21 protein-coding genes and 1 tRNA gene are annotated in these 26,397 nt (G+C 55.9%); 10 read left to right on the forward strand and 12 right to left on the reverse strand.

From position 1 onward, the window contains the following. Positions 1-132 precede the first annotated feature (132 nt). Complete coding sequence (locus tag ACQY4Z_RS08190; protein WP_428528280.1) at positions 133-837, forward strand: pirin family protein; 705 nt, start codon at positions 133-135, stop codon at positions 835-837. 120 nt (positions 838-957) lie between these two features. Next, on the forward strand, positions 958-1,308 hold the full coding sequence (locus ACQY4Z_RS08195) for a GNAT family N-acetyltransferase (RefSeq protein WP_428528282.1): 351 nt from the start codon (positions 958-960) through the stop codon (positions 1,306-1,308). A 2-nt stretch (positions 1,309-1,310) separates the two neighbouring features. Here the strand turns inward: ACQY4Z_RS08195 and ACQY4Z_RS08200 are convergent, their stop codons facing one another. The 4 genes from ACQY4Z_RS08200 to ACQY4Z_RS08215 all read right to left on the reverse strand — a co-directional run bounded on the left by ACQY4Z_RS08200 (position 1,311) and on the right by ACQY4Z_RS08215 (position 3,480). Further along, a complete protein-coding gene (locus ACQY4Z_RS08200) occupies positions 1,311-1,826 on the reverse strand; it encodes a hypothetical protein (RefSeq protein WP_428528284.1) in 516 nt (171 codons plus the stop codon). Positions 1,827-1,971: 145 nt separating this feature from the next. After that, positions 1,972-2,048, reverse strand: a tRNA-His gene (locus tag ACQY4Z_RS08205). A 183-nt stretch (positions 2,049-2,231) separates the two neighbouring features. Next, positions 2,232-2,741: a phasin family protein gene (locus ACQY4Z_RS08210; protein WP_133948534.1), complete on the reverse strand. Its 510-nt coding sequence runs from the start codon at positions 2,739-2,741 to the stop codon at positions 2,232-2,234. Positions 2,742-3,090: 349 nt separating this feature from the next. Then, positions 3,091-3,480, reverse strand: a complete 390-nt coding sequence (locus tag ACQY4Z_RS08215; RefSeq protein ID WP_133948536.1) for a phasin — start codon at positions 3,478-3,480, stop codon at positions 3,091-3,093. Between the two features lie 257 nt (positions 3,481-3,737). On the opposite strand from ACQY4Z_RS08215, the gene ACQY4Z_RS08220 reads away from it, so the two are divergent. Both ACQY4Z_RS08220 and ACQY4Z_RS08225 read left to right on the forward strand, forming a co-directional pair. Continuing rightward, positions 3,738-7,928 carry an ATP-binding protein gene (locus ACQY4Z_RS08220; RefSeq protein WP_428528287.1) on the forward strand — a complete coding sequence of 1,397 codons (4,191 nt, stop codon included), beginning with the start codon at positions 3,738-3,740 and terminating at the stop codon, positions 7,926-7,928. A 240-nt stretch (positions 7,929-8,168) separates the two neighbouring features. Next, on the forward strand, positions 8,169-9,818 hold the full coding sequence (locus tag ACQY4Z_RS08225; protein ID WP_428528289.1) for an ABC transporter permease: 1,650 nt from the start codon (positions 8,169-8,171) through the stop codon (positions 9,816-9,818). Between the two features lie 160 nt (positions 9,819-9,978). Here the strand turns inward: ACQY4Z_RS08225 and ACQY4Z_RS08230 are convergent, their stop codons facing one another. After that, the gene (locus ACQY4Z_RS08230; protein WP_208326700.1) at positions 9,979-11,010 is read right to left on the reverse strand and encodes a Fe(3+) ABC transporter substrate-binding protein; all 1,032 of its coding nucleotides are present in this window, start codon (positions 11,008-11,010) and stop codon (positions 9,979-9,981) included. A 335-nt stretch (positions 11,011-11,345) separates the two neighbouring features. Here ACQY4Z_RS08230 and ACQY4Z_RS08235 point away from each other — a divergent pair, with 335 nt between their 5' ends. Together ACQY4Z_RS08235 and ftsH are read left to right on the forward strand one after the other, a co-directional pair. After that, entirely contained in the window at positions 11,346-12,968 is a 1,623-nt protein-coding gene (locus ACQY4Z_RS08235; protein ID WP_428528291.1) for a thiamine pyrophosphate-binding protein, read from the forward strand. A 140-nt stretch (positions 12,969-13,108) separates the two neighbouring features. Further along, on the forward strand, positions 13,109-14,935 hold the full coding sequence (ftsH, locus tag ACQY4Z_RS08240) for an ATP-dependent zinc metalloprotease FtsH (protein ID WP_133948544.1): 1,827 nt from the start codon (positions 13,109-13,111) through the stop codon (positions 14,933-14,935). A 149-nt stretch (positions 14,936-15,084) separates the two neighbouring features. Here the strand turns inward: ftsH and ACQY4Z_RS08245 are convergent, their stop codons facing one another. Beyond that, entirely contained in the window at positions 15,085-15,711 is a 627-nt protein-coding gene (locus ACQY4Z_RS08245; protein ID WP_133948546.1) for a CoA transferase subunit B, read from the reverse strand. Between the two features lie 21 nt (positions 15,712-15,732). Further along, positions 15,733-16,428: a CoA transferase subunit A gene (locus tag ACQY4Z_RS08250; protein WP_008190021.1), complete on the reverse strand. Its 696-nt coding sequence runs from the start codon at positions 16,426-16,428 to the stop codon at positions 15,733-15,735. 251 nt (positions 16,429-16,679) lie between these two features. On the opposite strand from ACQY4Z_RS08250, the gene ACQY4Z_RS08255 reads away from it, so the two are divergent. After that, a complete protein-coding gene (locus ACQY4Z_RS08255) occupies positions 16,680-16,922 on the forward strand; it encodes a DUF6460 domain-containing protein (protein WP_055670357.1) in 243 nt (80 codons plus the stop codon). Between the two features lie 3 nt (positions 16,923-16,925). Here ACQY4Z_RS08255 and ACQY4Z_RS08260 read toward each other — a convergent pair whose 3' ends face one another. From ACQY4Z_RS08260 to ACQY4Z_RS08280, 5 genes are all read right to left on the reverse strand, one after another. Then, positions 16,926-17,750: an ABC transporter permease gene (locus ACQY4Z_RS08260; RefSeq protein ID WP_428528294.1), complete on the reverse strand. Its 825-nt coding sequence runs from the start codon at positions 17,748-17,750 to the stop codon at positions 16,926-16,928. Continuing rightward, complete coding sequence (locus tag ACQY4Z_RS08265; protein WP_428528296.1) at positions 17,747-18,670, reverse strand: ABC transporter permease subunit; 924 nt, start codon at positions 18,668-18,670, stop codon at positions 17,747-17,749. The genes ACQY4Z_RS08260 and ACQY4Z_RS08265 overlap by 4 nt, the downstream gene beginning before the upstream one ends. 10 nt (positions 18,671-18,680) lie before the next feature. Next, complete coding sequence (locus ACQY4Z_RS08270) at positions 18,681-19,838, reverse strand: ABC transporter ATP-binding protein (protein ID WP_428528298.1); 1,158 nt, start codon at positions 19,836-19,838, stop codon at positions 18,681-18,683. A 77-nt stretch (positions 19,839-19,915) separates the two neighbouring features. After that, entirely contained in the window at positions 19,916-20,995 is a 1,080-nt protein-coding gene (locus ACQY4Z_RS08275) for a polyamine ABC transporter substrate-binding protein (RefSeq protein ID WP_371932323.1), read from the reverse strand. Between the two features lie 186 nt (positions 20,996-21,181). Next, positions 21,182-22,570, reverse strand: coding sequence for a glutamine synthetase family protein (locus ACQY4Z_RS08280; RefSeq protein ID WP_133948556.1), 1,389 nt, complete (start codon positions 22,568-22,570; stop codon positions 21,182-21,184). A gap of 242 nt (positions 22,571-22,812) precedes the next feature. On the opposite strand from ACQY4Z_RS08280, the gene ACQY4Z_RS08285 reads away from it, so the two are divergent. The 3 genes from ACQY4Z_RS08285 to ACQY4Z_RS08295 all read left to right on the forward strand — a co-directional run bounded on the left by ACQY4Z_RS08285 (position 22,813) and on the right by ACQY4Z_RS08295 (position 26,394). Then, on the forward strand, positions 22,813-23,427 hold the full coding sequence (locus tag ACQY4Z_RS08285) for a GntR family transcriptional regulator (RefSeq protein WP_428528301.1): 615 nt from the start codon (positions 22,813-22,815) through the stop codon (positions 23,425-23,427). A 139-nt stretch (positions 23,428-23,566) separates the two neighbouring features. After that, a complete protein-coding gene (locus ACQY4Z_RS08290; RefSeq protein WP_428528303.1) occupies positions 23,567-24,973 on the forward strand; it encodes a glutamine synthetase family protein in 1,407 nt (468 codons plus the stop codon). 26 nt (positions 24,974-24,999) lie between these two features. Next, entirely contained in the window at positions 25,000-26,394 is a 1,395-nt protein-coding gene (locus tag ACQY4Z_RS08295) for an aspartate aminotransferase family protein (protein WP_428528305.1), read from the forward strand. The last annotated feature ends 3 nt before the right edge of the window (positions 26,395-26,397 follow it).

Genomic DNA, 26,397 nt, shown 5'->3' on the forward strand with positions numbered 1-26,397 from the left:
AATCCATGTGATTGTTCAAAAAACGATGACTAATCGTTAAACACTCGGCTCATTGTATAAAACAGTACGCATGACGATCTTAGCCCCAGCAGCGCGGGACATCCCCGCCAAAGTATGAAAAGGATCGTCACCATGTCCCAGATTTATCGCGCCTCTGACGCCCGCGGCGATGCCGACTTCGGTTGGCTGAAAAGCAAACACACTTTCTCGTTCGGCTCCTACTTCGACCCGAATTACATCGGTTTCGGAGCGCTACGCGTCATCAACGAAGACCGTGTCGCACCGTCTGCCGGCTTTCCAACTCATCCGCATGAGAACATGGAGATCATCTCCTATGTTGTCTCTGGTGGGCTGGAGCACAAAGACAGCATTGGCACCGGCTCCGTCATCCGCCCCGGCGAACTGCAACGCATGACAGCCGGAACAGGCGTCCGCCACAGCGAATACAACGCTTCCGACACGGATCCCGTCCACTTCCTGCAAATCTGGATCGTACCAGAGCAGGATGGACTCGCGCCGAGCTACGACCAAAAGGCGTTCCCGATTGAAGAGCGACAGAATGCGCTGAGGCTGATCGGGTCCCGTGACGGCCGTGAGGGATCGCTCGTTATTCATCAGGACCTCGACCTTTATGGGTCGCTCCTTTCCGCCGATCGCAGTCTTGCATTTGATATCCGCCCAGGCAGAAAGGTCTGGCTGCAGGTCGTCAAGGGTGCACTGAGTGTTAACGGACAACAACTCAACGCCGGCGACGGTCTCGGTCTCCTGGAGCAAGGCGCCGTCTCCTTGAGCGCTCAGGAAGATTCTGAGTTCCTGCTCTTCGATTTGGCGGCGTAACCGCCCTACATCCTAGAGCAAGTCACGTTCAAACGGATTCAGGTTTCGCTGCCACTCGGCTTTGTCTCGTACGCGAAACCTGAAGCAGTCTGCATTCAATTGAACACGACAGGCTATAAAGTGCGCGCAGAGGTACTCTGCGCGCCGATCTTCAAGGAGTTCATGATGTCGCATTCCGCCGAAATCACAATCACGCTGACGAAAGACAGCGCAAAGGGGCGCTACGTTGCAACGGTTGCCGGCATAGACGAGCCGGCAGAGCTAACATTTTCGATTGTCAGCGATCACATGATCATCGCGGATCATACGGGGGTTCCCGACAGTATGCGCGGCATGGGCGTTGGAAAGGCGCTTGTGGAAAGGCTCGTGGCAGATGCGCGGGAGCACAGCATCAAGATCGTGCCGCTATGCCCTTATGTGAATGCTCAGCGGCAAAAACACCCCGAATGGGCCGACGTCTTTCAAGGCTGACCTTAATTGGATGATCCTTGTGCGGCCCCGTCCGCATCCTCCTGGATAACCACATTGGTGGGGACACCGCAGCCGCGTAAGGTGTAGAGCGAATCTGTCAAAAGATCGCCCGCCTGGTCAAACGCGGCTGCGGTTATGTCCGGCCCAGCAGATCGGATGCCATCTGCGGCCTGACGCAAGCCGACCAAATTGGCATTCAATTCACTGAGCTGACGCCGGAGTGCTGCATCAGATTCCTCTCCACGATTTTTCAGGCGCTCGGAAATCTCGCTCAGTCTGGTGTCCAGGCTTTCCAAATTGTCTTTGAATTCAGCCGGTGTGACCTGGAGACGGGCAAGCGTTGCTCCAGTCACGGCCCCTGCAACCCGGGTTCCGGTTTCCTCAACCTTGTTCATCACCAGAAGAGCCAGAACACAGGCCACAATGATCAGAAGAGCCGTTGCGTTTATCAAGGCCAGAAGCAAATTCCCGGGCAACCGGATCAGTCTGCCCCACAATCCCAGCCGTTCCTTCGCCATAAAACTCACTCCCTGAAAATCTGATGGGCGGACGCGCGAATAGCCGCCGCATCTCAAAATCCGATGCAAGCTAACACGGTTCCGTTAAGGGAGTTCTGCGACCCATCAGGATATTGAGGGCGAACAATTGTGTGTGGGAGAGTAATGGTACAGACGAGTGGATTCGAACCACCGACCTTCGGAGCCACAATCCGACGCTCTAACCAACTGAGCTACGTCTGCACAAGGTCCTTAAATTGGCACGGTGTGAAGCTTCCGTCCACCAATTTCAAGGGCGTCTTCTAACGCCGTTTTGCCGGACCGGCAAGCGTCAATTTTCAGAAATTTTTGCTTGTTGAAAAGCAAATGCCCGGAGCTTTCAGCTCCGGGCACAATACGCTGTCCAAACACCATGTGCCGATAGACTTAGTTTACCTTCATGTCTTTGAAGGTTTTTTCCATAGCTTCTTTAACCGGAGCGGAAACGTCGGTGCCCAGCTTGGTTGCCAGTTCCTGCATTTCTTTGCTCTGAGCGCTGAGGCTGTCGAACTGCTGACGTGCAAACGTGGACTGCAGCTCGATGGCTTCTGCCAGGGTCTTCACGGACATGATGTCCTTGATGAAAGTGAAGGCAGCGTCGGCATTAACTTTGGCAGCATCAACAGCTTTGTGGTTGAATTCAACAACGCCCTGACGGGAAGTTTCAAAGGTGTCTTCCATCAGATCGGTTGCATCTTCAGCAGCAGTCTTGACCTTAGCGTAGGTCTCACGTGCGCTCTCGATGCTCTTCTCGGTTGCTTCACGGAAAGCAGCCGGAACTTCCATTTTCGGCATTGCGAATGCTTCGAAATCCGGGAAAGCAGCAGCCGGTGCAGCCTTTGCTTTGGTTGCGCGGGTTTTAGAAGCTGTTTTGGTAGCAGTTGTCGTGTCAGTCATGATCTCATCTCCTAGAGTTCGGATGCGATCATTGGTGAATATGATTTCCGCCGGTCATCTCCCGACGGACCCTGTCGTCATCCGCATCCCCTACATAGGACATCTTTTGCTGCATTGCAATATTTTTTTGCAGCGCACAATAAAATTTCCGTTGCGTCTTCGGGAGTTTTTTTGGCCGGGCGCAGGCATGGCTGGCAATAAACGCGTCAACACATATCACCTGGACGAGCCACGCAGAAAAGGTCGGGGACAGAACCAGCTCCGACACGATCACATATAGTCGGGTTCGGACCAACACTGACTGGCGCAGATAATCTGCGCCAGCGTCAATCAGACACTCATGAGAGACTCAATCTTTCTGAGCGGCCTTGGTGGCGTCAGAGACAGCCTTCGTCGCGGAGTTGGAGAATTCACGAGCTTGTTCGCCAAGGGATTCCATCTGGGTCCGAAGGTAGTCCTGCTGCAGCTTCATCATGTCTTCGACATTCGATGCCTTCACTAAATCCTGCGCGAACTTGAAGGCCGCATTTACATGCTCTTCTGCATATCCAAGCGCCTTTTTGTTGACATCAGCTGCTCCGGCCTGAACGACGTTGGCGCTCTCTTCAACATTGGTTACGGCCTTGTGGGTGGCACCCATGAAATCATCAAAAGCCTTGCGCGCCTGGTCAACGCTCTTTTCGGCAAAGTCACGCATTTGTTCGGGCACTTCAAAGCCGGTTTTGTCAGCAGTCATCATTGCGCTCCTTGGATATCGAAAATGGATAGGACGTGATCTCGTGAGATATTTCCATGCCAAAAATTCGTAACACGCATATGGCAGTGCCGCAAATTCGCATGCGCCGATTAACCACGCCTTCATGTAACCCCTTTAGCAACCATGCTTATCGTGGACGGTGACGCTGTTTCCCGGTATTAACAGAGTGTTAACGCTGCTGAAAAATGCTGGGTTATTGCGTCGTGCGCCCGGTGCCACTTGATCCTTTGGAGCAGAGCATGGACCATCAGACCCGTACCTTTCTTGACCTGACAGGCATGAACGACCTGGTCGAGCTTGTGGCGGATCGGCGCGCTGCCTGGTTATGGTCCGCTGACGGAGGGCGCGTCTTGTGGGCGAATGCCGCTGGTGCAGCATTCTTCTCAGCGGACTCCGTTTCTGCATTGGCGAACCTGAATTCGCTCGAGCGCTCCCCGGCCCGCCCGCATATTGCGCGTATTGCAGCCTCCGGATTTGAAGATCGGTTCAGCATCGACCGGCTGCGCTTCTATCGTGGCCTGCGCGTGATGCTGCTCACCTGTCAGTGTAAAAAGGTTGTTCTTGAGGACGGATCGGCTGCAGCCCTCATCATCTGCGCTGACAAAGGCTTCTCGACGACGAAAGATCCGGTCGTGACCTTCGCTCAGCTTGTGAGCAATACCGACGTAACTGTCTTCGTCACAGACAGAGGCATTGTCTCCGCAAACTATGGACCTTTGACCGGCACCCCAGAGGACATGGCTCCGCTGGACGGACATCGCGCGGTGTTTGGTCCAATTGAACTTGATGGCTCACTGCACGAAGGCGCGCTTTTTCAACTCTCCAAGGACCAGAAACTGATCGCGTTGGACAATGAACGGATCAAAGCGCCGGAGGTGGAAGAGCCCGAAGTCGATGTCACGGCTGACCCAGCAGGATCTGTGTGGGCTCGCGCCGATGTACTCGAGGAAGCTGCAGAAGCGCTGCCTTCCGTGGCCGTGGCAGATCCCGAAGTGGTAACTGCGGAACCACGAGACAGCCTTGAGTTGGCCACAGAGGTCTCTGCTGACCAAGCCGAGGCTGCCCAGTCACCCGCAGATGGGGACGACCAGGAACAAGAACCTGCAGATATTTCAGATGACACTGCCTTGATAGACAGCCCGCAGGCGTTGGAGGCTTCCGAAGATCTCGACGCCAGTGCCAATGATCCAGAAAGCGTCCCAGCCGCGGAAGAAGAATCTGACTTTGTGTTCCAGCCTGGCAGGCGCCCAGTCCGTTTTGCTTGGAAGATGGATATCAACCAGCGTTTCACGTTCCTCTCTGATGAGTTTGCCAACGTGGTCGGACCAGCCAGCGCGGACATTGTCGGACTGACCTGGGCCGAGGTTGCCAACCGATTTGATCTCGACCCACGCGGCAGCATTGCAAGAGCGCTTGACCGCCGTGACACATGGAGTGGCAAAACGGTTGACTGGCCAGTCACGGACGCTGCCCTGCGCGTCCCCGTTGATATGGCAGCGCTTCCGGCTTTTGATCGGAACCGGACTTTCGAAGGCTACCGCGGGTTCGGTGTTTGCCGAGCGGCTGATGCCAAACCCGGCGCAAGGATCGCCGCGCTCAGCCCGGCAATGGCAGCGTTTGATGAGCAGTTGGAAGGCGGGCACTCAGAGGCTGACGAAGAAGCTGAGGACACTCACGCATCAAATGAGACTGAGCCGGTTGATGATCATCATAATGTCAATGAAGGGCGTCTGGTCGAAAGAGCCGAGCGCTCAGAAACCGAAGCATCACCGGTCCCCGCTGCAGAAGACCTGAAGCCCAAACAACCGGACGCTTTGGCCGGAAAGATGGCAATTGGTGCGAGCGCGGCAGCGTTGGTTGGCTCCCTGTCACGCTTTTCAGACACCACACCGAAAAGCTCCCCTGAGCCAAACACACCGGAAAAGGTGGAAGAAGCAATCGGCCAGTCTGCGAGCCCATCGGAAGAGCCATTGCCGGACGAACAAACGACCATTGACGATACTGCAGAGGAGCAGAACTCGCCTCTTGAGGCTGCCATGAAAATGGACGCAGCGCTCCAACAGGGTGTGTCCGGCAATGATTTCGACCTGGAAACGCCGGAAATGGACAGCGACATTGTGAAAGTAGCTGACGAGGCCGGTGCGAATAGCCTGTCAGAAGCGGTCGAACCAAGCAGTGCGGACGCGCAGGAACCTGAGAACGCAGATCTGCAGGAGCCCGAAGCCTCAGAAAGCATTGAGCATGAAGTACTCGATAAGGCACCAGAACCTTCAGGTATTTCAGGGCCAGCCCCGCTCGACGCCTCAGAGATCGAAACGGCTGTCCGCTCGCTCCAAAAGTCATTCAAGAAGGAACCTAAACCCGCGCCGGAACAGGATTTGTTCGCTGACACCGAAACGGAAATCCCGGCGACGGATCAAGAAGTCGATGCGGAAACAGAAACAGTTCAGGACCAGGGCAAAGGCCTCGAAGAGGCTGTCGATGATATGGCAGATGTTGAGGCTGTTGCCGAAGTCGATGAAGCAGACGAAGCGACCTTCGATGCCGGCCTCTTGAGCACTGATCTGGAAGAAAACGAAGAGCGTGAGTTTTTTGAAGAAACTGCCGCCTTTGAAGCCGAAGAACTCGCGGCCGAGTTTGAGGAAGATCTACAGGCGACCGATACGGCCGACATTCTCAAGCCAGAGCCTTCTTCCGACAATGTGATCCCGCTTGCAACGGTCAACCCGCGTGTTGTCCCGGTTGATACATCCGGCCTCTCGCGCCCGGAACGTCAGGCGTTCCGGAAGATCGCAGAAGCGCTTGGTGCCCGGCTGGAAGGGGACCTGGAAGGCTGGGATGAACCGGATGCGGATGAAGCAGACAGCCAAGAAGAGGATCTGCCGGATCTGCCGCCTGAAGTGCCAGAAGCAGGACCGATTGACCCAAGCCTCCTTGACCGTCTCCCAATCGGAATCGCCATCGCCCATGACCGGGATGTGCTTTATGCAAACAAGGCGCTCTTGAGCATCTTGGGATACCGATCGATCCGTGAATTGAGTGAAGCAGGCGGCCTGGAAGCGCTTTTCATTGATGAAGCTGAAGACCTCCCCGATGCCGACGGCATGGAAGGCGAGGTCGACGAGACCATGAAAGTCAGGCTCGCGGATGGCGGCGTACGCTCGGTAGATGCCCACATGCATTCCGTACCTTGGAACGGAAGCCGCGGGCTCATGATTTCGATCACCGAACGGACCAGCAAGCCTGCACCGGCGGCTTCAGAAGGAACAGCGCCCAATTTCTTCAAAGAAGTCCGCAGCGAACTGGACGGTGCCCGGACGCAAATCTCCGAGATGGAAACCATCCTCGAAACGGCCACCGACGGCGTTCTTGTGCTGGATGAGCATGGTACGATCTTGAAGGTCAACGGATCCGCGGAAGCCCTATTTAGCGCGAGCCGCGGCGAGATGATTGGTTCTCCGTTCATCGAGTTCCTGGCGCCAGAGAGCCACCGTTCCGCCGAAGATTATCTCGACGGTCTGGCGCGCAACGGCGTTGCCAGCATTTTGAATGATGGCCGGGAGGTCTTGGGCAAGGTACCTACCGGAGGTCTGATCCCGCTTTTCATGACAATGGGCCGGATCGGCGACAAGGATGACACAAAGTTCTGCGTGGTTCTGCGTGACATCACCCAATGGAAAACCGCCGAAGAAGAACTGACACAAGCCAAGCGCCAGGCCGAAAACGCCAGCTCCCAGAAATCCGACTTTCTAGCCAAGATCAGCCACGAAATCCGGACGCCGCTCAACGCCATTATTGGCTTCTCCGAAGTCATGATGGAAGAACGGTTTGGTCCGATCGGCAACGACCGATATAAGGATTACCTGAAGGACATTCGGACTTCGGGCTCACATATCATGAGCCTGATCAATGATCTTCTGGATCTTTCCAAGATCGAGGCCGGCAAACAGGATCTGAAATTCTCGGCCGTTTCCGCCAACGACATCATCAATGAGTGCGTCGCGCTCATGCAACCGCAAGCAAACCGGGAACGGGTCATCATTCGGGCCAGCCTGCCGGATGCAGTGCCGAATATTGTGGCCGATCCGCGTTCCTTGCGTCAGATTGTGCTCAACCTGCTTTCCAACGGGATCAAGTACAACAAGTCCGGTGGACAAGTGATCTTGTCGACCACATTGGAACCAAATGGCGAAGTCTCCATCCGTGTCCGAGACACCGGCTCGGGGATGAACCCAAAGCAACTCGCCGCTGCGTTGGAACCGTTCCGCCAAGTCCATACGGCCCGCCGTGGCGGCGGTACCGGCTTGGGCTTGCCATTGACCAAGGCATTGGCGGAAGCCAACCGGGCTCAGTTCCATATTGATTCCACGCCGGATCAGGGGACGCTGGTCGAGATCACATTTCCGACCGAACGCGTGCTGTCAGAATGACACGCCCAAGGGGTCTAAGCATAACTTGACCTTTTGGCTCTTATTTGCCAGTTAACACGACGGTTATTGGCATCGTGAGAGGCTTCGGCTCCTAGAAACCAATGCTGCGGGGACCGGCATCTCGAAAGGGTTAGCCAGTTTCAAGTAACGAAATAGCTTTCCGGCTGAGGTTAGATCCTGTCCAGTTCCACATTCAGCTTCAGTTTGTCGGCGACGAAGTGGTTCAGAACACGGTCTGCAATGGGTAGCCGAACGCTGATCATTTGCACAATCGTCATCGGAGCAATGTGCCTGTTGCCGATGGTTGCGGTCGCAATCGCAGCGGCGCTCGGCTCCTTCGATACCCTGTCTCACCTGATCGACACCGTGCTGCTTCGGTACACGTTGACAACACTGGCCCTTATGGTGCTCGTGGCCATCTTTACCGCAATCATCGGGACGGGCACGGCCTGGCTCGTGACGATGACACGGTTTCCAGGGGTACGCTTCTTTGAGATCTCACTCGCCCTTCCCTTCGCCTTTCCGGCCTATGTCATGGGCTATGCCTATACCGACTTTCTGGATCATCCAGGCGCGGTCCAGACCTTCTTGCGAGATGTCACCGGATGGGGACCTCGGGACTACTGGTTCCCGGAAATTAGGAGCGTAGAAGGGGCAGCGCTGATGCTGACCCTGGTGCTCTATCCTTATGTCTATCTCTTGGCCCGTACAGCCTTCTTACAGGAATCCGCGACGGCAACACTCGCAGCCCGATCTCTCGGCCGCGGCCCGTGGGGCGCCTTCTGGACTGTCTCCCTGCCGATGGCCCGTCCGGCCATTGCCGGCGGCGTGCTTTTGGCAGTGATGGAGACCATCGCCGACTTCGGAACCGTCAGCTACTTCGGAATTCAGACGTTTGCGACCGGCATCTACACAAGTTGGTTTTCCCTTGCTGACCGTGGGGGTGCCGCCCAATTGGCGCTTTGTCTGCTGACATTTGCCTTGTTCATCGCGATCCTGGAACGAATGCAGCGCGGCGCGGCGAAAACCCACAACGCCGGCAAACGGATCGAACGCGTTCCCCCTACGCAGCTGACTGGCTGGGCAAAAATTGGCGCAATGGCCGCTTGCGGGGCACCGGTGTTTTTCGGTTTCATCCTGCCGCTGGTGCTCCTGTTAGAAATGAGCTTCGACTCCGAGCAGGACCTGTTTTCCAGCAGGTACATCGGTTTTATCACCAATTCGATCATCCTGGCAGGCGTTGCCTCCGTTGTGACAGTTCTTGCGGCCATGCTGGTGGCGTTCAACCTGCGCCTTAATCCGGGCCGGCTCTCGCTGTCAGCCGCACATGTCAGCCGGATTGGCTATGCGGTTCCCGGCGGCGTCATTGCTGTCGGCCTGCTTGTTCCGTTTGCCGCACTCGACAATGGCATCGACGGCTTGATGCGCGACTGGTTCGGCATATCGACCGGACTTTTGTTCACCGGCACGATCACGGTGCTCGTCATGGCCTATATGGTGCGGTTCATGGCCGCGGCCCTCAACACGGTCGAAGCCGGACTCTCGACGATACACCCCACGACCGATGCAGTTGCCCGAACGCTCGGGCGGTCTCCGATGACCATGCTCTGGAGCGTCCACTTCCCAATTCTGCGGCCGACCGTATTTACGGCGATGCTAATCGTTTTTGTGGACGTGATGAAGGAGCTGCCCGCCACCCTCATCATGCGTCCTTTCAACTTCGACACACTTGCCGTACAGGCCTACAGGCTGGCATCCGATGAGCGCCTGTCAGGCGCCGCAGTACCGTCACTGGTGATTGTTGCTGTCGGATTGCTTCCCGTCATCCTGCTTTGCAAGGCTCTGGCACGGCGCCCAGGCCGCCAGTCGAGCCGACCCAGCGCAGTCTAACCTTGTCAGTTGGCATGTTGGCGCCGCACGCTTTTCTCGAGTGTTACGCTTGGGGTCCGCGAAGGCCATCCATTTCTCCCTTGCACCAAACAAAAAACCCCTCCGCGCAGCTGCGCGAAGGGGTTTGTTTCATCTCAACTGCGTTGTACAGATGAACCTGTTACTTCCAGCCAGCCTCGTTGAGAAGCTTCTGGGCAGCCGGTACGTTTTCCGCGATTGCAGATGCATCCACATCATCCGGCTTGAAGAAACCAAGCTGAGCAACTGACGGGCTGATGCCGACGCCCGGGACAGCTGGATATTCGTCATTACCGGCAGAGAAATACTGCTGTGCCTGATCAGATGCCAGGTACTCGAGGAACTTGATAGCGTTTTCCTTGTTCGGTGCGTGCTTGGCAACACCGCCACCGGACAGGTTCATATGAGCGCCAATCGTGTCCTGGTTCGGGAAGACCCAGCCGATTTTCGCAACATCGTCAGACAGACCCTTGACCGGCTTGCGAAGCGCACGGCCGAAGTAATAGGTGTTGGACATGGCGATCGCGCACTCACCGGACACAATACCGCGCAGCTGATCGGTGTCGCCGCCTTGCGGATCGCGGGCAAAGTTGCCGACCACGGCCGTTGCCCAGTCTTTCACGGCTTCTTCACCCAGGTGCTCAATCAGAGCGGCCGTGATGGTCTGCGTATAGACGTTGGACGATGAGCGGATACAGATCATGCCTTTGTATTTCGGATCTGCCAGATCCTGATAGGTCCGCGGCGGCTCGGCAACTTTCTCCTTATCGTAGAAGATGATGCGCGCGCGCTGAGAGAAGCCGAACCACTGATTATCGTCGTCCTGCACATAACCTGGCAGACGCTGTTCCAGAACAGGGGACTCTACAGACTGAAGAAGGCCCATACCCTTCGCACGCTCAAGGCGCGACGTGTCAACAGTCAAAAGAATGTCGGCCGGGCTGTTTTGGCCCTCGGCTTCCATGCGGGTCAGCAGTTCATCCGCTTTACCTTCGATGCGGTTGATCTTGATGCCGCTCTGTTCTTCGAAATCAGAGTACAGACGTTCGTCTGTATCGTAATGGCGCGAAGAATAGAGGTTCAGCTCACCGGTCGCCAAGGCAAGCGGGGATGATGCGATCAACAACGCAGCAGCCAGACCGGCGCGGGATACTGTTGAACGGAATGAAGGCATTTGGGCACTCCCTGTTATTTCGTTAGGACAAAACATGACCTGCGCTCTCAAGTATAGAAATCTGAGGCTGGGTCAAGTAAAATCGGAACCTAACATTCCAGTTTTTGAGTTCCGCGTTGAAATCAGGTTTGAAGGATCTACCGGGCACCTCTCCCTCGCTTCCGGTTTGCCAGCAGGAGCAAATGACTGGACAGGCGCCTAACGCATGTTTCCTGCGCCCTACGCTCTACTTTGCACAAAGTATGCACTCTACCCCGATCATTATCCGCAAATGCACGGTTCCCGCACAACAAATCGTTTATGAGTAAGCTAATATTTCATGAGGAGTACGACCGGTGACGACAAAGCTGCATGTCTATCAATCTATTGCCAGGGCGATCAAAGACCATGGCGTTGAGACAATGTTCGGCCTGATGGGCGATGCCAATCTGTTCATGGTCGACAGCTTTGTGCGGGATTGCAGTGGCCGCTTCGTTCCAGCTGCTCATGAAGGAAGTTCTGTCCTCATGGCTCTCGCCTACACCCATGTGAGCGGAGCCGTTGGTGTTGCAACGGTAACCCATGGCCCCGCGCTTACGAACTGTCTTACTGCGATCACGGAAGGTGTCCGCGGACACTTGCCAATCGTTCTGTTTGCCGGGGACACGCCTGCTGAAAACCCGCGGCACTTGCAAGGCATTGACCAGCGCGAATTAATCAAGGCAACGGGCGCAGGTTTTGAGCAGCTGCGCACACCGGAGACGGTCGCCATGGATGTCGCGCGGGCCTTCTACCGCGCTCAGGTGGAGCGCCGTCCGATCGTCTTGAACATGCCAGCAGATTTCATGTGGCAGGAAGCTGCTTATGAAAAGCATATCCTGGACGTCTTCACCGCTCCGGGCGGTGTTGCGGAAGGCGGCATTCTGGATGAAGCCATTGGTATGATCGCATCGGCACGCCGTCCAATGATCCTCGCCGGCGGTGGGGCCATTGATGCACGGGACCAATTGATCAAACTTGCCGACCGGCTGGAAGCCCCGCTTGCAACGACCCTGAAAGCGAAGGGCCTTTTCAAGGACCATCCATACAACATTGATATTTTTGGAACGCTCTCAACGCCAGCCGCCTACGATCTGATTGCGCAAACGGACTGCATTGTCTGTTTCGGAACCGGACTCCACGACTTCACAACGGATCGCGGCAAGCTGATGAAAGACAAGCGGATTGTGCAAGTGGATGTCGAACCGACGGCCATCGGCGGCGCGCTTCACCCGGACGCTGCGCTTCTTGCAGATGCCGGTTTGACAGCCGAAACGATCCTTTATTGGCTCAACGAGGCAGAAATTCCGGCAAGTGGCTTCACCCGCGAACTCGACACCGCCACATTGATGGCACATCCGGTGGACAAGAAAACAACGGCTGACGGCTTCGTCAATTATGTCGGCGCCTTGGAGCGGTTTGAAGAAGCACTGCCCAAGAACAGGGTTCTTGTATCCGATGGCGGCCGCTTCATGACTGAGGTGTGGTGCCGCATCTCCGCCCCCGACCCGAAGAGTTTCGTGAACACGGCCAATTTCGGTTCCATTGGCCTCGGCCTTCAGGAAGCAATTGGTGCAGGGGTTGCAGCTCCCGACCGTCCGGTTGTGCTGTTTACCGGCGATGGCGGCTTCATGATGGGCGGCATCAACGAGTTCAACACGGCTGTTCGCCTTGGGCTGGACCTAATCATTATCGTGGCAAACGACTCTGCCTATGGCGCTGAACACATCCAGTTCCTCGATCGTCAAATGGACCCGAGCCTCACGACATTCCAGTGGCCGTCCTTCGCCGAGGTCGCGACTTCGCTTGGCGGAACGGGCGTTGAAGTCCGGTCGGATGACGAGCTTCAAACAGCGCTGAATGCATTGGAAAACCGCAAGGGACCAATCCTGATCGAGTTGCGGCTTGATCCGCATGACGTGCCCCGTATGCGCATCTGATTGCACGTCCACTCCAGGCAAAAGACACCAGGGCATCATACCGGTTGGCGGGGAAAGGGACCGCCAACCGGCTTGACACATTTGTGCCGAAACCCACCAATGGGCATCGTCAAATTCAACGGTTAGAGGACTCCCTTCCCATGGAGAAGAAGCACCAGATCAATCTTTGGTACGCCTTCATCGCAATGATGCTGGTGCTGACCTTTCAGAGCTGGTGGACGGCCTATAAGACCATTGAAGAGATCCCCTATAGCCAGTTCGAACAGTACCTCAAGGACAAGAAAATCGAGGAGATTTCCGTCAAGGAAAACACCATTCAAGGCAAATTCAAGGAGCCTCTGAAGGATGGCAAACAGTATTTTGTGACGACCCGCGTGGAACTGCCGCTCGCTGAAGAACTCACGAAATACGATGTAAAGTTCACCGGGGTGATCGAGAGCACGCTCATCCGGGACATTCTCTCCTGGGTGTTGCCGGTTTTGCTGCTCTTTGGCCTTTGGATGTTCTTCATCCGGAAGTTCGCCGAAAAGCAGGGCATTGGCGGGATGATGACTGTCGGCAAGTCTAAGGCGAAAGTCTATGTGGAGACCGACGTTGAGGTCAGCTTTGAAAATGTCGCCGGGGTTGATGAGGCCAAGCGGGAACTGAAGGAGATCGTCGATTTCCTGAAAGACCCGAAGTCCTACGGCCGGCTTGGCGCGCATGTGCCAAAGGGCATTCTCCTGGTGGGCCCTCCGGGTACCGGTAAGACGTTGCTTGCCCGAGCAGTGGCCGGTGAAGCAGGTGTTCCGTTCTTCTCGATCTCGGGTTCCGAGTTTGTCGAGATGTTCGTTGGTGTTGGCGCGGCCCGTGTCCGGGACCTCTTTGAACAGGCACGCAAGGCGGCCCCGGCCATCATATTCATCGACGAACTCGATGCGCTGGGGCGTGCCCGGTCAAGCGGTGCCATGGGTACTAATGATGAAAAGGAACAAACCCTCAATCAGCTTCTGACCGAATTAGACGGGTTTGATCCCTCAAGCGGCATTATTCTGCTGGCCGCGACCAACCGGCCGGAGATACTGGATCAGGCACTGCTGCGTGCCGGCCGGTTCGACCGGCAGGTGCTGGTGGATCGCCCCGACAAAAGCGGGCGGCGGGCCATCCTCGATGTCCATGTCAAGAAGATCCAACTCGCGCCTGACACGGACCTTGATCAGGTCGCCCAATTGACAGCCGGCTTCTCTGGAGCCGATCTTGCAACCTTGATCAATGAAGCCGCCCTGCTCGCGACCCGCCGAAATGCGGATGCCGTTACCCTGAAAGACTTCAACGAGGCCATCGAACGCGTGATTGCAGGGCTTGAAAAACGCAGCCGGGTTCTGTCCGAAAAGGAACGCAAGACAGTCGCCTTCCATGAGATGGGCCATGCGCTTGTTGCCGCCAATCTTGAAGGCTGCGATCCAGTGCACAAGATCTCGATCATCCCGCGGGGCATCGGAGCGCTCGGCTACACAATGCAGCGGCCGACCGAAGACCGGTTCTTGCTGTCAACACAGGACTTGGAAAACCGGATGGCTGTTTTGATGGGCGGGCGTGCGGCAGAAGAAATCATCTTCAATGAGATATCGACCGGGGCGTCGGACGATCTTCAAAAAGTCACTGAAGTCGCCCGCGATATGGTGATGCGCTATGGCATGGAAGGCGGACTCGGGAACCGGGTTTACGCAAGCCCGCAGCAGAATTTTCTTGGCCAGCCTGTGCCGGACAGGGCGGATGTTTCAGAAGAAACCCAGCGGGAGATTGATTTGGCAATCCGCGCCCGGGTGGAGGCGGCCTTCGCAAGAGCAAAAGCAATCCTGAACGATCACCGGTCCGAGCTAGATGCCGGTGCGGAGTTGCTATTGACCAAGGAAACCCTGACCGATCAGGACTTCCCGGCGATCCGCCCCATCGCCGAGCGCAACGCCGCCGCAGCGGCGGAGTGAGCAAACAAAAACGCCCGCAAACTGCGGGCGTTTTCCAGATCTTTGACTTTCACATCTGCCGCCCCGGACTTGAACCGGGGCCTCGTCAATGCCCGAGGTCCCGGCTCGGAGGCCGGGACGGCAGAGTGGAAACCATCAGTTTCAGATACTCAGACAACGTTCGCTTCGGTCTTGGATTTGACTTCATCCAGGGAAACATCCGGAGCCAGTTCCACAACCGTCAGACCATGCGGTGTGATGTCGAAGACGCCAAGGCCGGTGATCACCCGGTCAACGCAGCGCACGCCGGTCAGCGGCAAGGTGCACTCTTTCAAAAGCTTCGGATCGCCAGCCTTGGAAGTGTGGTCCATGATGACGACGACACGCTTTACGCCGGCGACCAGATCCATTGCACCGCCCATGCCCTTGACCATCTTGCCCGGGATCATCCAGTTGGCGAGATCGCCGTTCTGGGAGACTTCCATCGCGCCGAGGATCGACAGATCAATGTGACCGCCGCGGATCATGCCGAAGCTGTCGGCAGAGGAGAAATAGCTTGTCTGCGGCAGTTCGGTGATTGTCTGCTTTCCGGCGTTGATCAGGTCGGCATCAACCTCATCATCGGTCGGGAACGGGCCCATGCCGAGCATGCCGTTTTCCGACTGTAGGGTGACATGCATGCCATCCGGAATGTAGTTGGAAACCAGTGTCGGAATGCCGATACCGAGATTGACGTAAAAGCCGTCGTGAAGTTCTTTTGCCGCGCGCGCGGCCATATCGTCACGTGTCCAGGCCATGTTTTTATCTCCTCAACTCGATCAGGCTTCGCGGGTGGTGCGCTTTTCGATGCGCTTCTCATGGCTGCCGACAATGATGCGGTCGACAAAGATACCGGCGGTGTGGATGTTGTCCGCGTCGAGTTCACCGACCTCAACCAGCTCTTCCACTTCCACGACAGTGGTTTTGCCGGCAGTCGCCATCATCGGATTGAAGTTCCGCGCAGTCTTCCGGTAGATCAGGTTGCCTTCCTTGTCGGCCTTCCAAGCTTTAACCAGGGAAACATCGGACACAAGGCCGGTCTCCATGATGTAGGTCTCGCCGTTGAAGTCCTTGTGCTCCTTGCCGTCGGCAATCAGCGTGCCCACACCGGTCTTGGTGTAGAAACCCGGGATGCCTGCACCGCCAGCGCGGATCCGCTCGGCAAGTGTACCTTGCGGGTTGAACTCGAGCTCCAGCTCGCCGTTGAGGTATTGCTTTTCGAAGGTTGCGTTCTCGCCCACATAGGACGACACCATTTTCTTGATCTGGCGGGTTTGCAGCAGCAAGCCCAGACCAAAATCATCCACGCCGGCATTGTTGGAGATCGCGGTGATGTTTTGGGCGCCGGATTCCCGCAGAGCCACAATAAGGTTCTCCGGTATCCCGCAAAGGCCGAAGCCACCGGCCATCACAGTCATTCCGTCAAAGGTCAGGCCCTCCAGGGCAGCCTTTGCGTCCGGGTAGACTTTGTTCATTTTTCACTCCCGTTTGGTGTCGTAAGGCACATCGGCGGCACATTCGCTGCAAGTTTTCCTTCGGTCAAGGGGCAATGATGCATCGCAGCGAAAAACATGAACCTTCATTCAGATCGCAAGGTTTACCCTTTTTGCGGATTGTCGTATGCGAACAGCATCTTGATCCATGGATATGGTTTTGTGCCGGACCGGATATGGTATGTAATTCCTTAACGGTCAAACCAAGATTATCAACGAGAGACGCTGCCACCTTGTATCAATTCCTGTCGACCCTTTTTAAGATTGCGGTGATTTCGCTGCTGGTCGGCGCCGGATTGTCGTTCATCAACATCACGGCAGAAGATGTGCTCGGCTCCGTCGGTCTCAGCCCAATCCAATTGTGGATCTACATGCTTGAGTTCCGGGACTGGGCGATCCCGAACATGATCCTCGGCGCGTTCATCGTGGTGCCGGTTTGGCTGGTGATTTACCTGTTCCGCCCGCCGCGCGCATAAACCTCAACCGTCCGCGCCGAAGGCTGCCCGTTCATCCCGTTCCCGCTGCACCTGCTGCCGCTTGGTGGCAATGGACGCTGCAATCACACCGATCGACACAAGCACGACCAGGATCGTACAGACCGCATTGATTTCCGGGGTTACGCCAAGGCGGACCTGGGAATAGATTTTCATCGGCAAGGTGGTTGCACCCGGCCCCGTTGTGAAGCTTGCAATGACGAGATCATCCAGGGACAGGGTGAATGCCAGCATCCAGCCTGCGATAACACCTGGAAGGATGATCGGTAGCGTGATCAAGAAGAACGTTTTAACAGGCGGGCACCCAAGATCTTCGGCCGCCTCTTCGACGGATTTGTCGAACCCGACCAACCGCGATTGCACGACCACAGCCACGTAGCACATGGCAAACGTGGTGTGCGCTATGATCACTGTCCAAAACCCGCGCGCCTGATCCATCGCCACAAACAGAAGCAGCAGCGACAACCCGAGGATCACCTCCGGCATAACAATCGGGGCGAAGATCATGCCCGAAAACATTGAGCGCCCCATAAACCGCCCTGAACGCACCAAGACCAATGCGGCCATTGTGCCGAGCACCGTCGCGACAGATGCCGAAACAAAGGCAACACGAAGCGTCACCCACGCCGCATCCAGCAACTGGTCGTTCTGAAGGAGTTCCGCATACCACTTGGTGGAAAACCCGCCCCACACCGTCACGAGCCGACTTTCGTTAAACGAATAGATGACCAGAAGCACAATTGGCAGGTATAGGAACGAAAAGCCGAGGACGATCGACGTCACATTGAACCAGGAAGGGCCGCGAGTCATTGGTTCTTCTCCGCCATTTTCTGTTGCTGGTTCTGGAAAAGAACGATCGGGATCACAAGGATCAGCAAGAGGATCACTGCGACCGCAGAAGATACCGGCCAATCGCGGTTGTTAAAGAACTCCACCCACAGCGTCTTGCCGATCATCAGGGTTTCCGATCCGCCGAGAAGGTCCGGGATCACGAACTCACCAACAGCTGGAATGAAGACAAGAAAACAGCCCGCGATAACACCTGGAAGCGACAAGGGAACGGTGATCTTCCAGAAGGCTTTCCATGGCGGGCAGCCAAGGTCTTCTGCGGCTTCGAGCAAACTGCCATCCAGCTTTTCAAGGCTGGCGTAAAGCGGCAGCACGAGGAACGGCAGGTAGGAGTATACGATGCCGATATAGACCGCGGCATTGGTGTTCAGGATCACCAGCGGTTCGTCAATCAGGCCCAACATCATCAGAAACTGATTGAGAAGACCCTCGTTTTTGAGAATGCCGATCCAGGCGTAGACGCGAATGAGAAAGCTGGTCCAAAAAGGCAGGATCACAAGCATTAACAGAGTAGGCCGCCAGGCTTCCGGGCTCCGCGCCATACCGTAAGCGATCGGGTAACCGATCAGGAGGGTTATGAGTGTGGAAACCGCGGCAATGTAGACCGAGGAGACGTAGGACTTCCAGTAGAGGGCGTCTTCCGTCAGCCAGACGTAGTTCTCCAGGGAGAGCTCGCCAAGTCCTTCCCAAAAAGCCTGCCAGCCTTCGGCCAAATCGAACGTTGGAAAATAAGGCGGTATCGCAACCGCGACCTGTGACAGGGAAATCTTGAAGACGATCAGGAACGGCGCGAGGAAGAAAATCAGCAGCCAGAGATAAGGAACTGCGATTATCCCCCAGCCGCCGAGACCCCGTTTGGATTTAGATGCCGCTTTGCTCATGCCGCCCTCCTCATCCAGTCAGGATTACACCGGCGTCCCGGTCAAATGTCAGGACAACATTTTCATCCCATGTGATCGGGTTTTCGACCATGCGCGAGATGTTGGCCTTGGTGGCACGTAAAATGTCGTGACCGTCTTCACCAACCTTCGTATGGAAGATGGAAACGTCGCCAAGATAGGCGATGTCCCAAACGATGCCACCAATCTGATTGGTCACCGAACCTTCTGGCTGCCCCTGCGCAATCCGAACCTTTTCCGGTCGAATGGCGTACCAGACTGTATCTCCGACAGAAGCAGCCGTTGTCTGCTCCGTATCAATGGCAAAGTCGCCAACAACCGCCTGCATACGCGTGCCGTTATCGGCCTTCTCCAGAACCTTCGCCTCGATCAAGTTCACATCGCCGATAAAGTCGGCAACAAACTTGGAGTTCGGCGCTTCATAAATCTCTGAGGGTGTTGCCACCTGAACAAGTTCACCGCGATCCATGACAGCGATCCGGTCGGCGACTGTCATTGCTTCTTCCTGATCGTGCGTCACGATCAGGAAGGTCATTTTCAAATCTTCCTGCAGCGCCATGAGCTCAAACTGCGTTTCTTCGCGCAGCTTGCGATCCAGCGCGCCCAGTGGTTCATCGAGCAGCAAGACCTTAGGGCGTTTTGCGAGAGACCGAGCCAGCGCAACACGCTGCCGCTGACCGCCGGACAACTGGTGCGGCTTGCGTTTGGCGAATTGCTCAAGTTTGGTCAGCCGCAGCATTTCGGCGACCCGATCATCAATTTCCGATTTCGGCAGATTGTCCTGCTCCAGGCCGAATGCAATATTTTTCTCAACGCTCATATGCGGGAAAAGCGCATAGGACTGGAACATCATATTGGATGGCCGCCGGAAAGGCGGAATGCCAGACAAATCCTGGCCATCGAGAAAGATCTCACCGGAGGTGGGCGTCTCGAACCCGGCGAGCATGCGCATCAACGTGGTTTTGCCGCAGCCGGACCCGCCAAGGAGCGCAAAAAACTCCCGCTTGTAGATCTTGAGTGAGAGATTGTTGACCGCGATAAAGTCACCAAACTTCTTGGTAACATTGCGAAATTCGATAAACGGCTTTTGCTCTGGATCTTCCCAGGGAACAAATTCGCGGCGCACTGGTCCGATCGTCTTTTTAGCCAAGTTAGCCCCCACCCCACGAAGAACTAAGACACAAAAAGTCCACCGGACAGCAAACGCCGTCCGGTGGTTGTCTTGGGTTACTGTCCGCTTTTCACAGAGGTCCAGGACCGTGTCACAACGCGGTTTACCTTCGGCGGGTAGGACGTCACGGTGTAGAGGTTTTCGACAGCCTCTGCCGGCGGATAAATCGCCGGGTCGCCGATGACATCGTCATTCAGCATTTCTTGAGAGGCCTTGTTGCCGTTTGCGTAGTAGACGTAGTTCGAGGCCTTCGCCATCACATCCGGGCGCATGATGTAGTTCAGGAATTCATGCGCTTCCTCTTTGTTTTTTGCGTCTGCCGGGATCGCCATCTGGTCGAACCACATCAGTGCACCTTCTTTCGGAATGGCGTATTCCACGGTTACGCCATTGTCGGCCTCTGCTGCACGGTCACGGGCCTGCAGAACGTCGCCAGACCAACCGACGGCCAGGCAGATGTCACCATTTGCAAGCGCGTTGATGTACTCCGAGGAATGGAACTTTTGGACGTAGGGCCGGACCGATTTCAAAAGCTCAGTCGCTTTTTCAATTTCGCCGGTGTCCTTGCTGTCCGGGTCCAGTCCAAGATAGTTCAGTGCAGCTGGGAACAATTCGGTCGGCGCATCAAGAACATGGATACCGCATTCTTGGAGTTTTGCGGCATTTTCCGGCTTGAACAACAGGTCCCAGCTGTCAACCGGTGCGTCTTCGCCAAGTGCAGCCTTTACCTTCTCGACATTGTACCCAAGGCCGGTTGTGCCCCACATGTAGTTGATGGAATAGGCGTTGTCCGGGTCGTATTTGGCAACCCGCGCTTCGATATCAGACCACATATTTCCGATATTGCTCAGCTTGGATTTGTCGAGTTTGTCGAAGACACCTGCCTGGATTTGGCGCGACAGGAACGTGCCGGTCGGGACCACAACATCATACCCGGTACCTCCAGCCAGAAGCTTGGTCTCAAGCACTTCGTTGGAGTCAAACACGTCATAGACAACGTTGATGCCGGTTTCCTTGGTGAAGTCTTCCAGAATCGACTCATCGATATAGTCGGACCAGTTGTAGACATTGACCGTGCGGTCCTGAGCCAGCGCTGCCCCACCCAGCACACTGAGTGAAGTTACGGCGAGAAGCATTGTCTTGAGTTTCATATTCATGTTCCCCTGTTTTGTTTCGGAGGACGTTGACCGTCATCTTTTTGCAAACGGCGGTAACCGTTTGCGGTTCCCTTTGGTTTGACGCGAACTTTGCCACGCACGGTATTTTTGTCCAGAGTCGATTTTGGGCAAGCCTGCTTAGCTTATGTTCGTTTTCCGGTTTGCTTACAGATATGTCTGTCGTTCGAGTGAGGAAATTTCACGGCCGAACTCGTTCAATTCTTCCCGTTTGATTTCCGTCAGCACTTTGTGCATTTCAGGACCGACCGCCTTCTTCATCAATTTGGAAGCCTCAAACGCATCAATGGCTTCGTCCATCCAAGGCGTCAGGCGTTTTTTGCGCTTTTCATACGCATTGCCCGTTACTGCCGCTGGTGGATCTTTCTTCAGACGCAGCCCCTCCATCATGCCTGCAAGGATCCCGGTGAGAACCAGATATGGATTGGCATCCGCGCCTGCAATCCGGTGCTCCACGCGTGCGGCCTCTGGAGAAGAAGCGGGAACCCGTAGAGCCACAGAACGGTTGTCAAACCCCCAGCAGATTGATGCCGGAGCGTAGGATCCCGGTTGCATGCGCCGGAACCCGTTGAATGTTGAGATGAAGAGCAACAGAGCTTCCGGCATCGTCTTCAACAAGCCATTGATCGCATATCCAAGCCTCTCGCGGCCATGTTCCGGATCTGCAAACAAGTTGCCGTTATCATCTTCCATCGAGACATGAACATGCATGCCATTGCCGGGCCATTCCACAAACGGCTTGGCCATGAAGGACGCTTTCAGTTCGTGTTTTCGCGCAACGCCGGCAACAAGGCGGCGAAGAAGCACGACATCATCGGCGGCCAAAAGCGGATTGTTCCGGTGATGCAAGTTCAGTTCAAACTGTCCGGGCGCGGCTTCCGAAACGGCTGCGTCTGCAGGAATGCCCTGCGCCTCGCAGGCCTTACGCAAGTCATCGACCACTGGCAACAACGCTTCCAGATCTGAAAGTGCATACATGTTTTGCCGTGCTGGCCCGAGATGGGTCGAGAACAAAGGCTTGGGCTGCTCGGTCCAGTCGCCGTCACTCTCCTCGAAAAGGTAAAACTCCAGCTCAAAGGCGCATGTGGCTGTAACGCCGAACTCTTCCTTCATCTGCGCCACGGTGTTTTCAAGAACATGCCGCGGATCAGCGAGGAAAGGTTCACCATCGCGATCGTACATCGACAACAGCACCTGAGCGGTCTTTCGATCCGCCCACGGGACGAGCTTTAAAGATTCCGGAATTGGCCAGCACACACCATCCTTGTCGCCAGTTTCCAGGTGCATACCGGTCGCTTCAACTTCCCGGCCCCACACGTCCAGCCCGAACAGGGAATAAGGAAACGCGACACCGCCTTCGAAGACTTTCGCCAGCGCTTTTCCGGGCAGCCATTTTCCGCGTAGAACCCCGTTCGTATCCGGCAGAACTACTTCGAGTGTATCCAAGTCTGGATGTTCTTCCAAAAAGGCTTCGAAAGCCGACTTCCAACCGGGCTCCGCCGGATGTTCCAGAATCTGGTGAGGAAGCTCGTTCATTTACGTCCTGTGTTTCTGCTGGCCTTGTTGGTTCTTTGGACCACCAGCTTATGATTGCGGTATCGAAAAAAATGTGATCACTTTCTAGATAGACTGTCAAGACAATCGCGATGAATTCGCAAATCCGACGTAGAAGGATATCACTATTGCCGGTCCGGCGCTCCGCACTCAATGCGGGTCCTGATAAGACCCAAACGACCGCTTCAACGCGCAGCGCAACCCGCGATCAAGTGGATATCGCTGTGCGATCTGGCCTGCTGACCGGACGGTTTATTCCCGGAAAGGCGGTAACGCTGCGGGGTCTTGCAGCAGAGCTCGGGGTCAGCCCGATGCCGGTGCGCGAGGTGCTTCAACGGCTGGCTGCTGAAAACGCTCTTGAAGTCAAACCCAATGGGCGCATCCAGGTTCCCGACATGACACCGGAGCGATTTGACGAGGTGTTGATGGCCCGTCTCCTGCTCGAACCGGAACTGTCCGTACGCGCCATGCCTCACCTTAGTTCCGGCGACATTGCAGAACTGAGGCGCATTGATGACGACATTGACGTGCGGCTGAGCTCTGGCGATGCGGAAGCCTATATGCGGCTGAACCACGCCTTTCACTTCCATATCTATCGAGCATCCGGCTCCCGTGTTTTGTTGCCGCTGATCGACAGTCTCTGGCTACAGTTCGCCCCCTTCATGCGCACCGTCTACGGGCGGGTTGGCACAGTGAACTTGATCGACCAGCACAAGGCCGCCATTCGTGCGATCGAAGTGCAAGATGCCAATAAACTGCGTGAAGCGATCACGGCAGATATCGCCGATGGCATGGGCCTCCTCGGCCGGGAAATTCTTCAAGGCGAAGAGCCCGGTTGATCCCGCCCCGACCTTGTGTCATTTTGTGATCACAAAATAGTTCTGACGACATTCGGATAGCCATTGAACAGCGGCTATTTCGTGATTTTCACGGCTGTTCGATTCCGCCGATCACGGACAAAAATCTCTGGAGCCTCGCGTGACTGAAACCCCACCTGCCCATTCGACCCCGCACAAGGAAGAAAGTCTCCGCGGCGTTTCAGACGTTGATGCCGCGCGAGATTGGCTTAATCATCGGAACATTCAGGATATCGAGTGTATCGTTCCGGATCTGGCGGGCGTTGCCCGGGGTAAGATGATGCCGACGGAAAAATTCTTTTCCGGCCCTGTCATGACCATGCCTGCCTCGATTTTCGCGCAGACGATTTCCGGCGACTATCCGGAGGACGACGAGCGCTTCCAACACAATCCGACTGACGGCGACCTCTATTTCCGGGCGGACTACAGCACACTGACGACAGTGCCCTGGGAAAGCGACCCAACGGCGCAGCTCATTCATGATGCCTACACCCGCGAAGGGGCCCCTGTTGAAACCGCCCCGCGCAACGTTTTGCGGCATATTCTTAAACTCTATGATGACAAGGGCTGGAAACCGGTCGTCGCGCCGGAAATCGAGTTCTATTTGGTCCGTCCCAACACCGATCCCGACTATCCGCTGGAACCGCCGACAGGTCGCTCCGGCCGTCCTGAGGTTGGCCGTCAGTCCTATTCGATTTCGGCCCTCAACGAATTCGACGACTTGATCGACGACATCTATGACCTTTCTGAAAAGCAGGGACTGGAAATCGACACAATGATCCATGAGGAAGGCGCTGCGCAGATGGAGATCAACCTGCGCCACGGCGATCCGCTGGAGCTTGCAGATCAGGTATTCCTGTTCAAGCGCACGATCCGGGAAGCCGCGCTGCGGCATGAGATGTATGCGACCTTCATGTCGAAACCGATGTCGAACCAGCCCGGGTCGGCGATGCACATCCACCAATCGGTGATCGACAAGGAAACCGGTCAGAACATCTTTGCCGGCGAGAACGGCATGGAAACGGAGGCATTCCTGTCCTTCATTGCCGGGCATCAGGTATATCTGCCGCAGGTCACCCCAATAATGGCGCCCTTCGTGAATTCCTACCGCCGGTTCTCAAAGACCTCGACCTCGCCGGTCAACGTGTACTGGGGCTATGACAATCGGACAGTCGGGCTGCGCGTGCCGTATTCAAGTCCGGATGCGCGGCGCCTGGAAAATCGTATCCCCGGCTCTGACGCAAACCCCTACCTTGCAATCGCGGCATCTCTAGCTTGCGGCTATCTCGGGATCGTCAAGGGCCTGAAACCGGATGCGCCCCGCATGGATGATTGCACCGAGCTCACAAAATCTCTGCCGCGCGGATTGCCGGAAGCTCTTACGTTGTTCGAAAACTCTGAAGACATGATCGAGGTCTTTGGAGAGAAGTTCGTCGCGACTTACCGCGCCATCAAATACGAAGAATTCGAAACCTTCATGTCGGTAATCAGCCCGTGGGAGCGGGAATACCTTCTGCTGAACGTGTGATTGGCCTTCTTCCGGAGCATCCTTTTATGACTGCCCATTCCAACATCTATCCGACCAAGGCGCTTCAGGAACTGGACGCCGCACACCATTGGCACCCGTTTTCGGACATGAAGTCTCTGAACGCCGAAGGCAGCCGGGTGATTACCAGCGCAGATGGTGTCTGGTTGACGGATTCCAACGGCAACAAGATCCTCGATGGAATGGCCGGGCTTTGGTGCGTACAGGTCGGACACGGCCGCTCGGAAATCACCGAGGCCGTCACCAAACAAATGAACGAGTTGGCTTATTACAACACGTTCTTCAAGACGACCCACCCACCCGCAATCGCTTTGTCGGAAAAGCTCGCCAAGCTCGCGCCCGATCATATTAACACCGTTTTCTACTGCTCGTCCGGCTCGGAAGCGAACGACACTGTGTTCCGCATGGTGCGCACCTATTGGGACAAGATGGGCAAGCCGGACAAGAAGGTGATCATCGGCCGCTGGAACGGCTATCACGGTTCGACCCTCGCCGGCACCAGCCTTGGCGGCATGAAAGCCATGCACGCACAAGGGGATCTGCCTGTTTCTGGTGTCCGCCATATCGACCAGCCCTACTGGTTCGGTGAAGGTCAGGACATGAGCCCGGAAGACTTCGGTGTTCATGTGGCCCGAAAACTAGAGGAAGCCATCGACCAGATTGGCGAGGACAAGGTCGCGGCCTTCATTGCAGAACCCATCCAGGGTGCGGGTGGCGTTATCATCCCGCCGGAAACCTACTGGCCTGAGGTCAAACGCATCCTTGAGGAACGCGCCATCCTGTTTGTGTCGGATGAGGTCATTTGCGGCTTTGGCCGTTTGGGAGAATGGTTCGGCTCAACCTATTACGGCATGAAGCCAGATCTGATGCCGATCGCCAAAGGGCTCACCTCCGGCTATTTGCCGATGGGTGGTGTTCTGGTTTCTGACCGCGTCGTCGAAGGCTTGATGCTGGCCGGTGATGACTTCAACCACGGCTATACCTATTCCGGACATCCGGTCTGTGCCGCTGCCGCGCTCGCAAACTTGGAGATCATTGAACGCGAAAGACTGGTGGACCGGGTCAAGACCGATATTGGTCCGTATCTCAAGGAACGTTGGCTGAAACTCGGCGAGCATGACCTCGTTGGTGAAGCCCGCATGACGGGTTTGGTTGGCGCTCTGGAATTGGTCCCGGACAAAAAGAACCCGACCAAGAAATTCTCAGATGTCGGCGTGCCCGGCACGCTGTGCCGCGATGTTTCGTTTGAACATGGGATGGTGATGCGCGCCGTTCGTGACAGCATGATCATCTCACCGCCTTTGGTGCTGTCCCACGAAGAGGCAGATCATCTAGTCGCGACTGCGGAAAAAACACTGAACGATACCTATCGCATCTTAAAGCGCGATGGGTGGATGGGCTGACAC

Origin of the sequence: Roseibium sp., assembly GCF_965276855.1 — a bacterium.
Taxonomy (GTDB): Bacteria; Pseudomonadota; Alphaproteobacteria; order Rhizobiales; family Stappiaceae; genus Roseibium.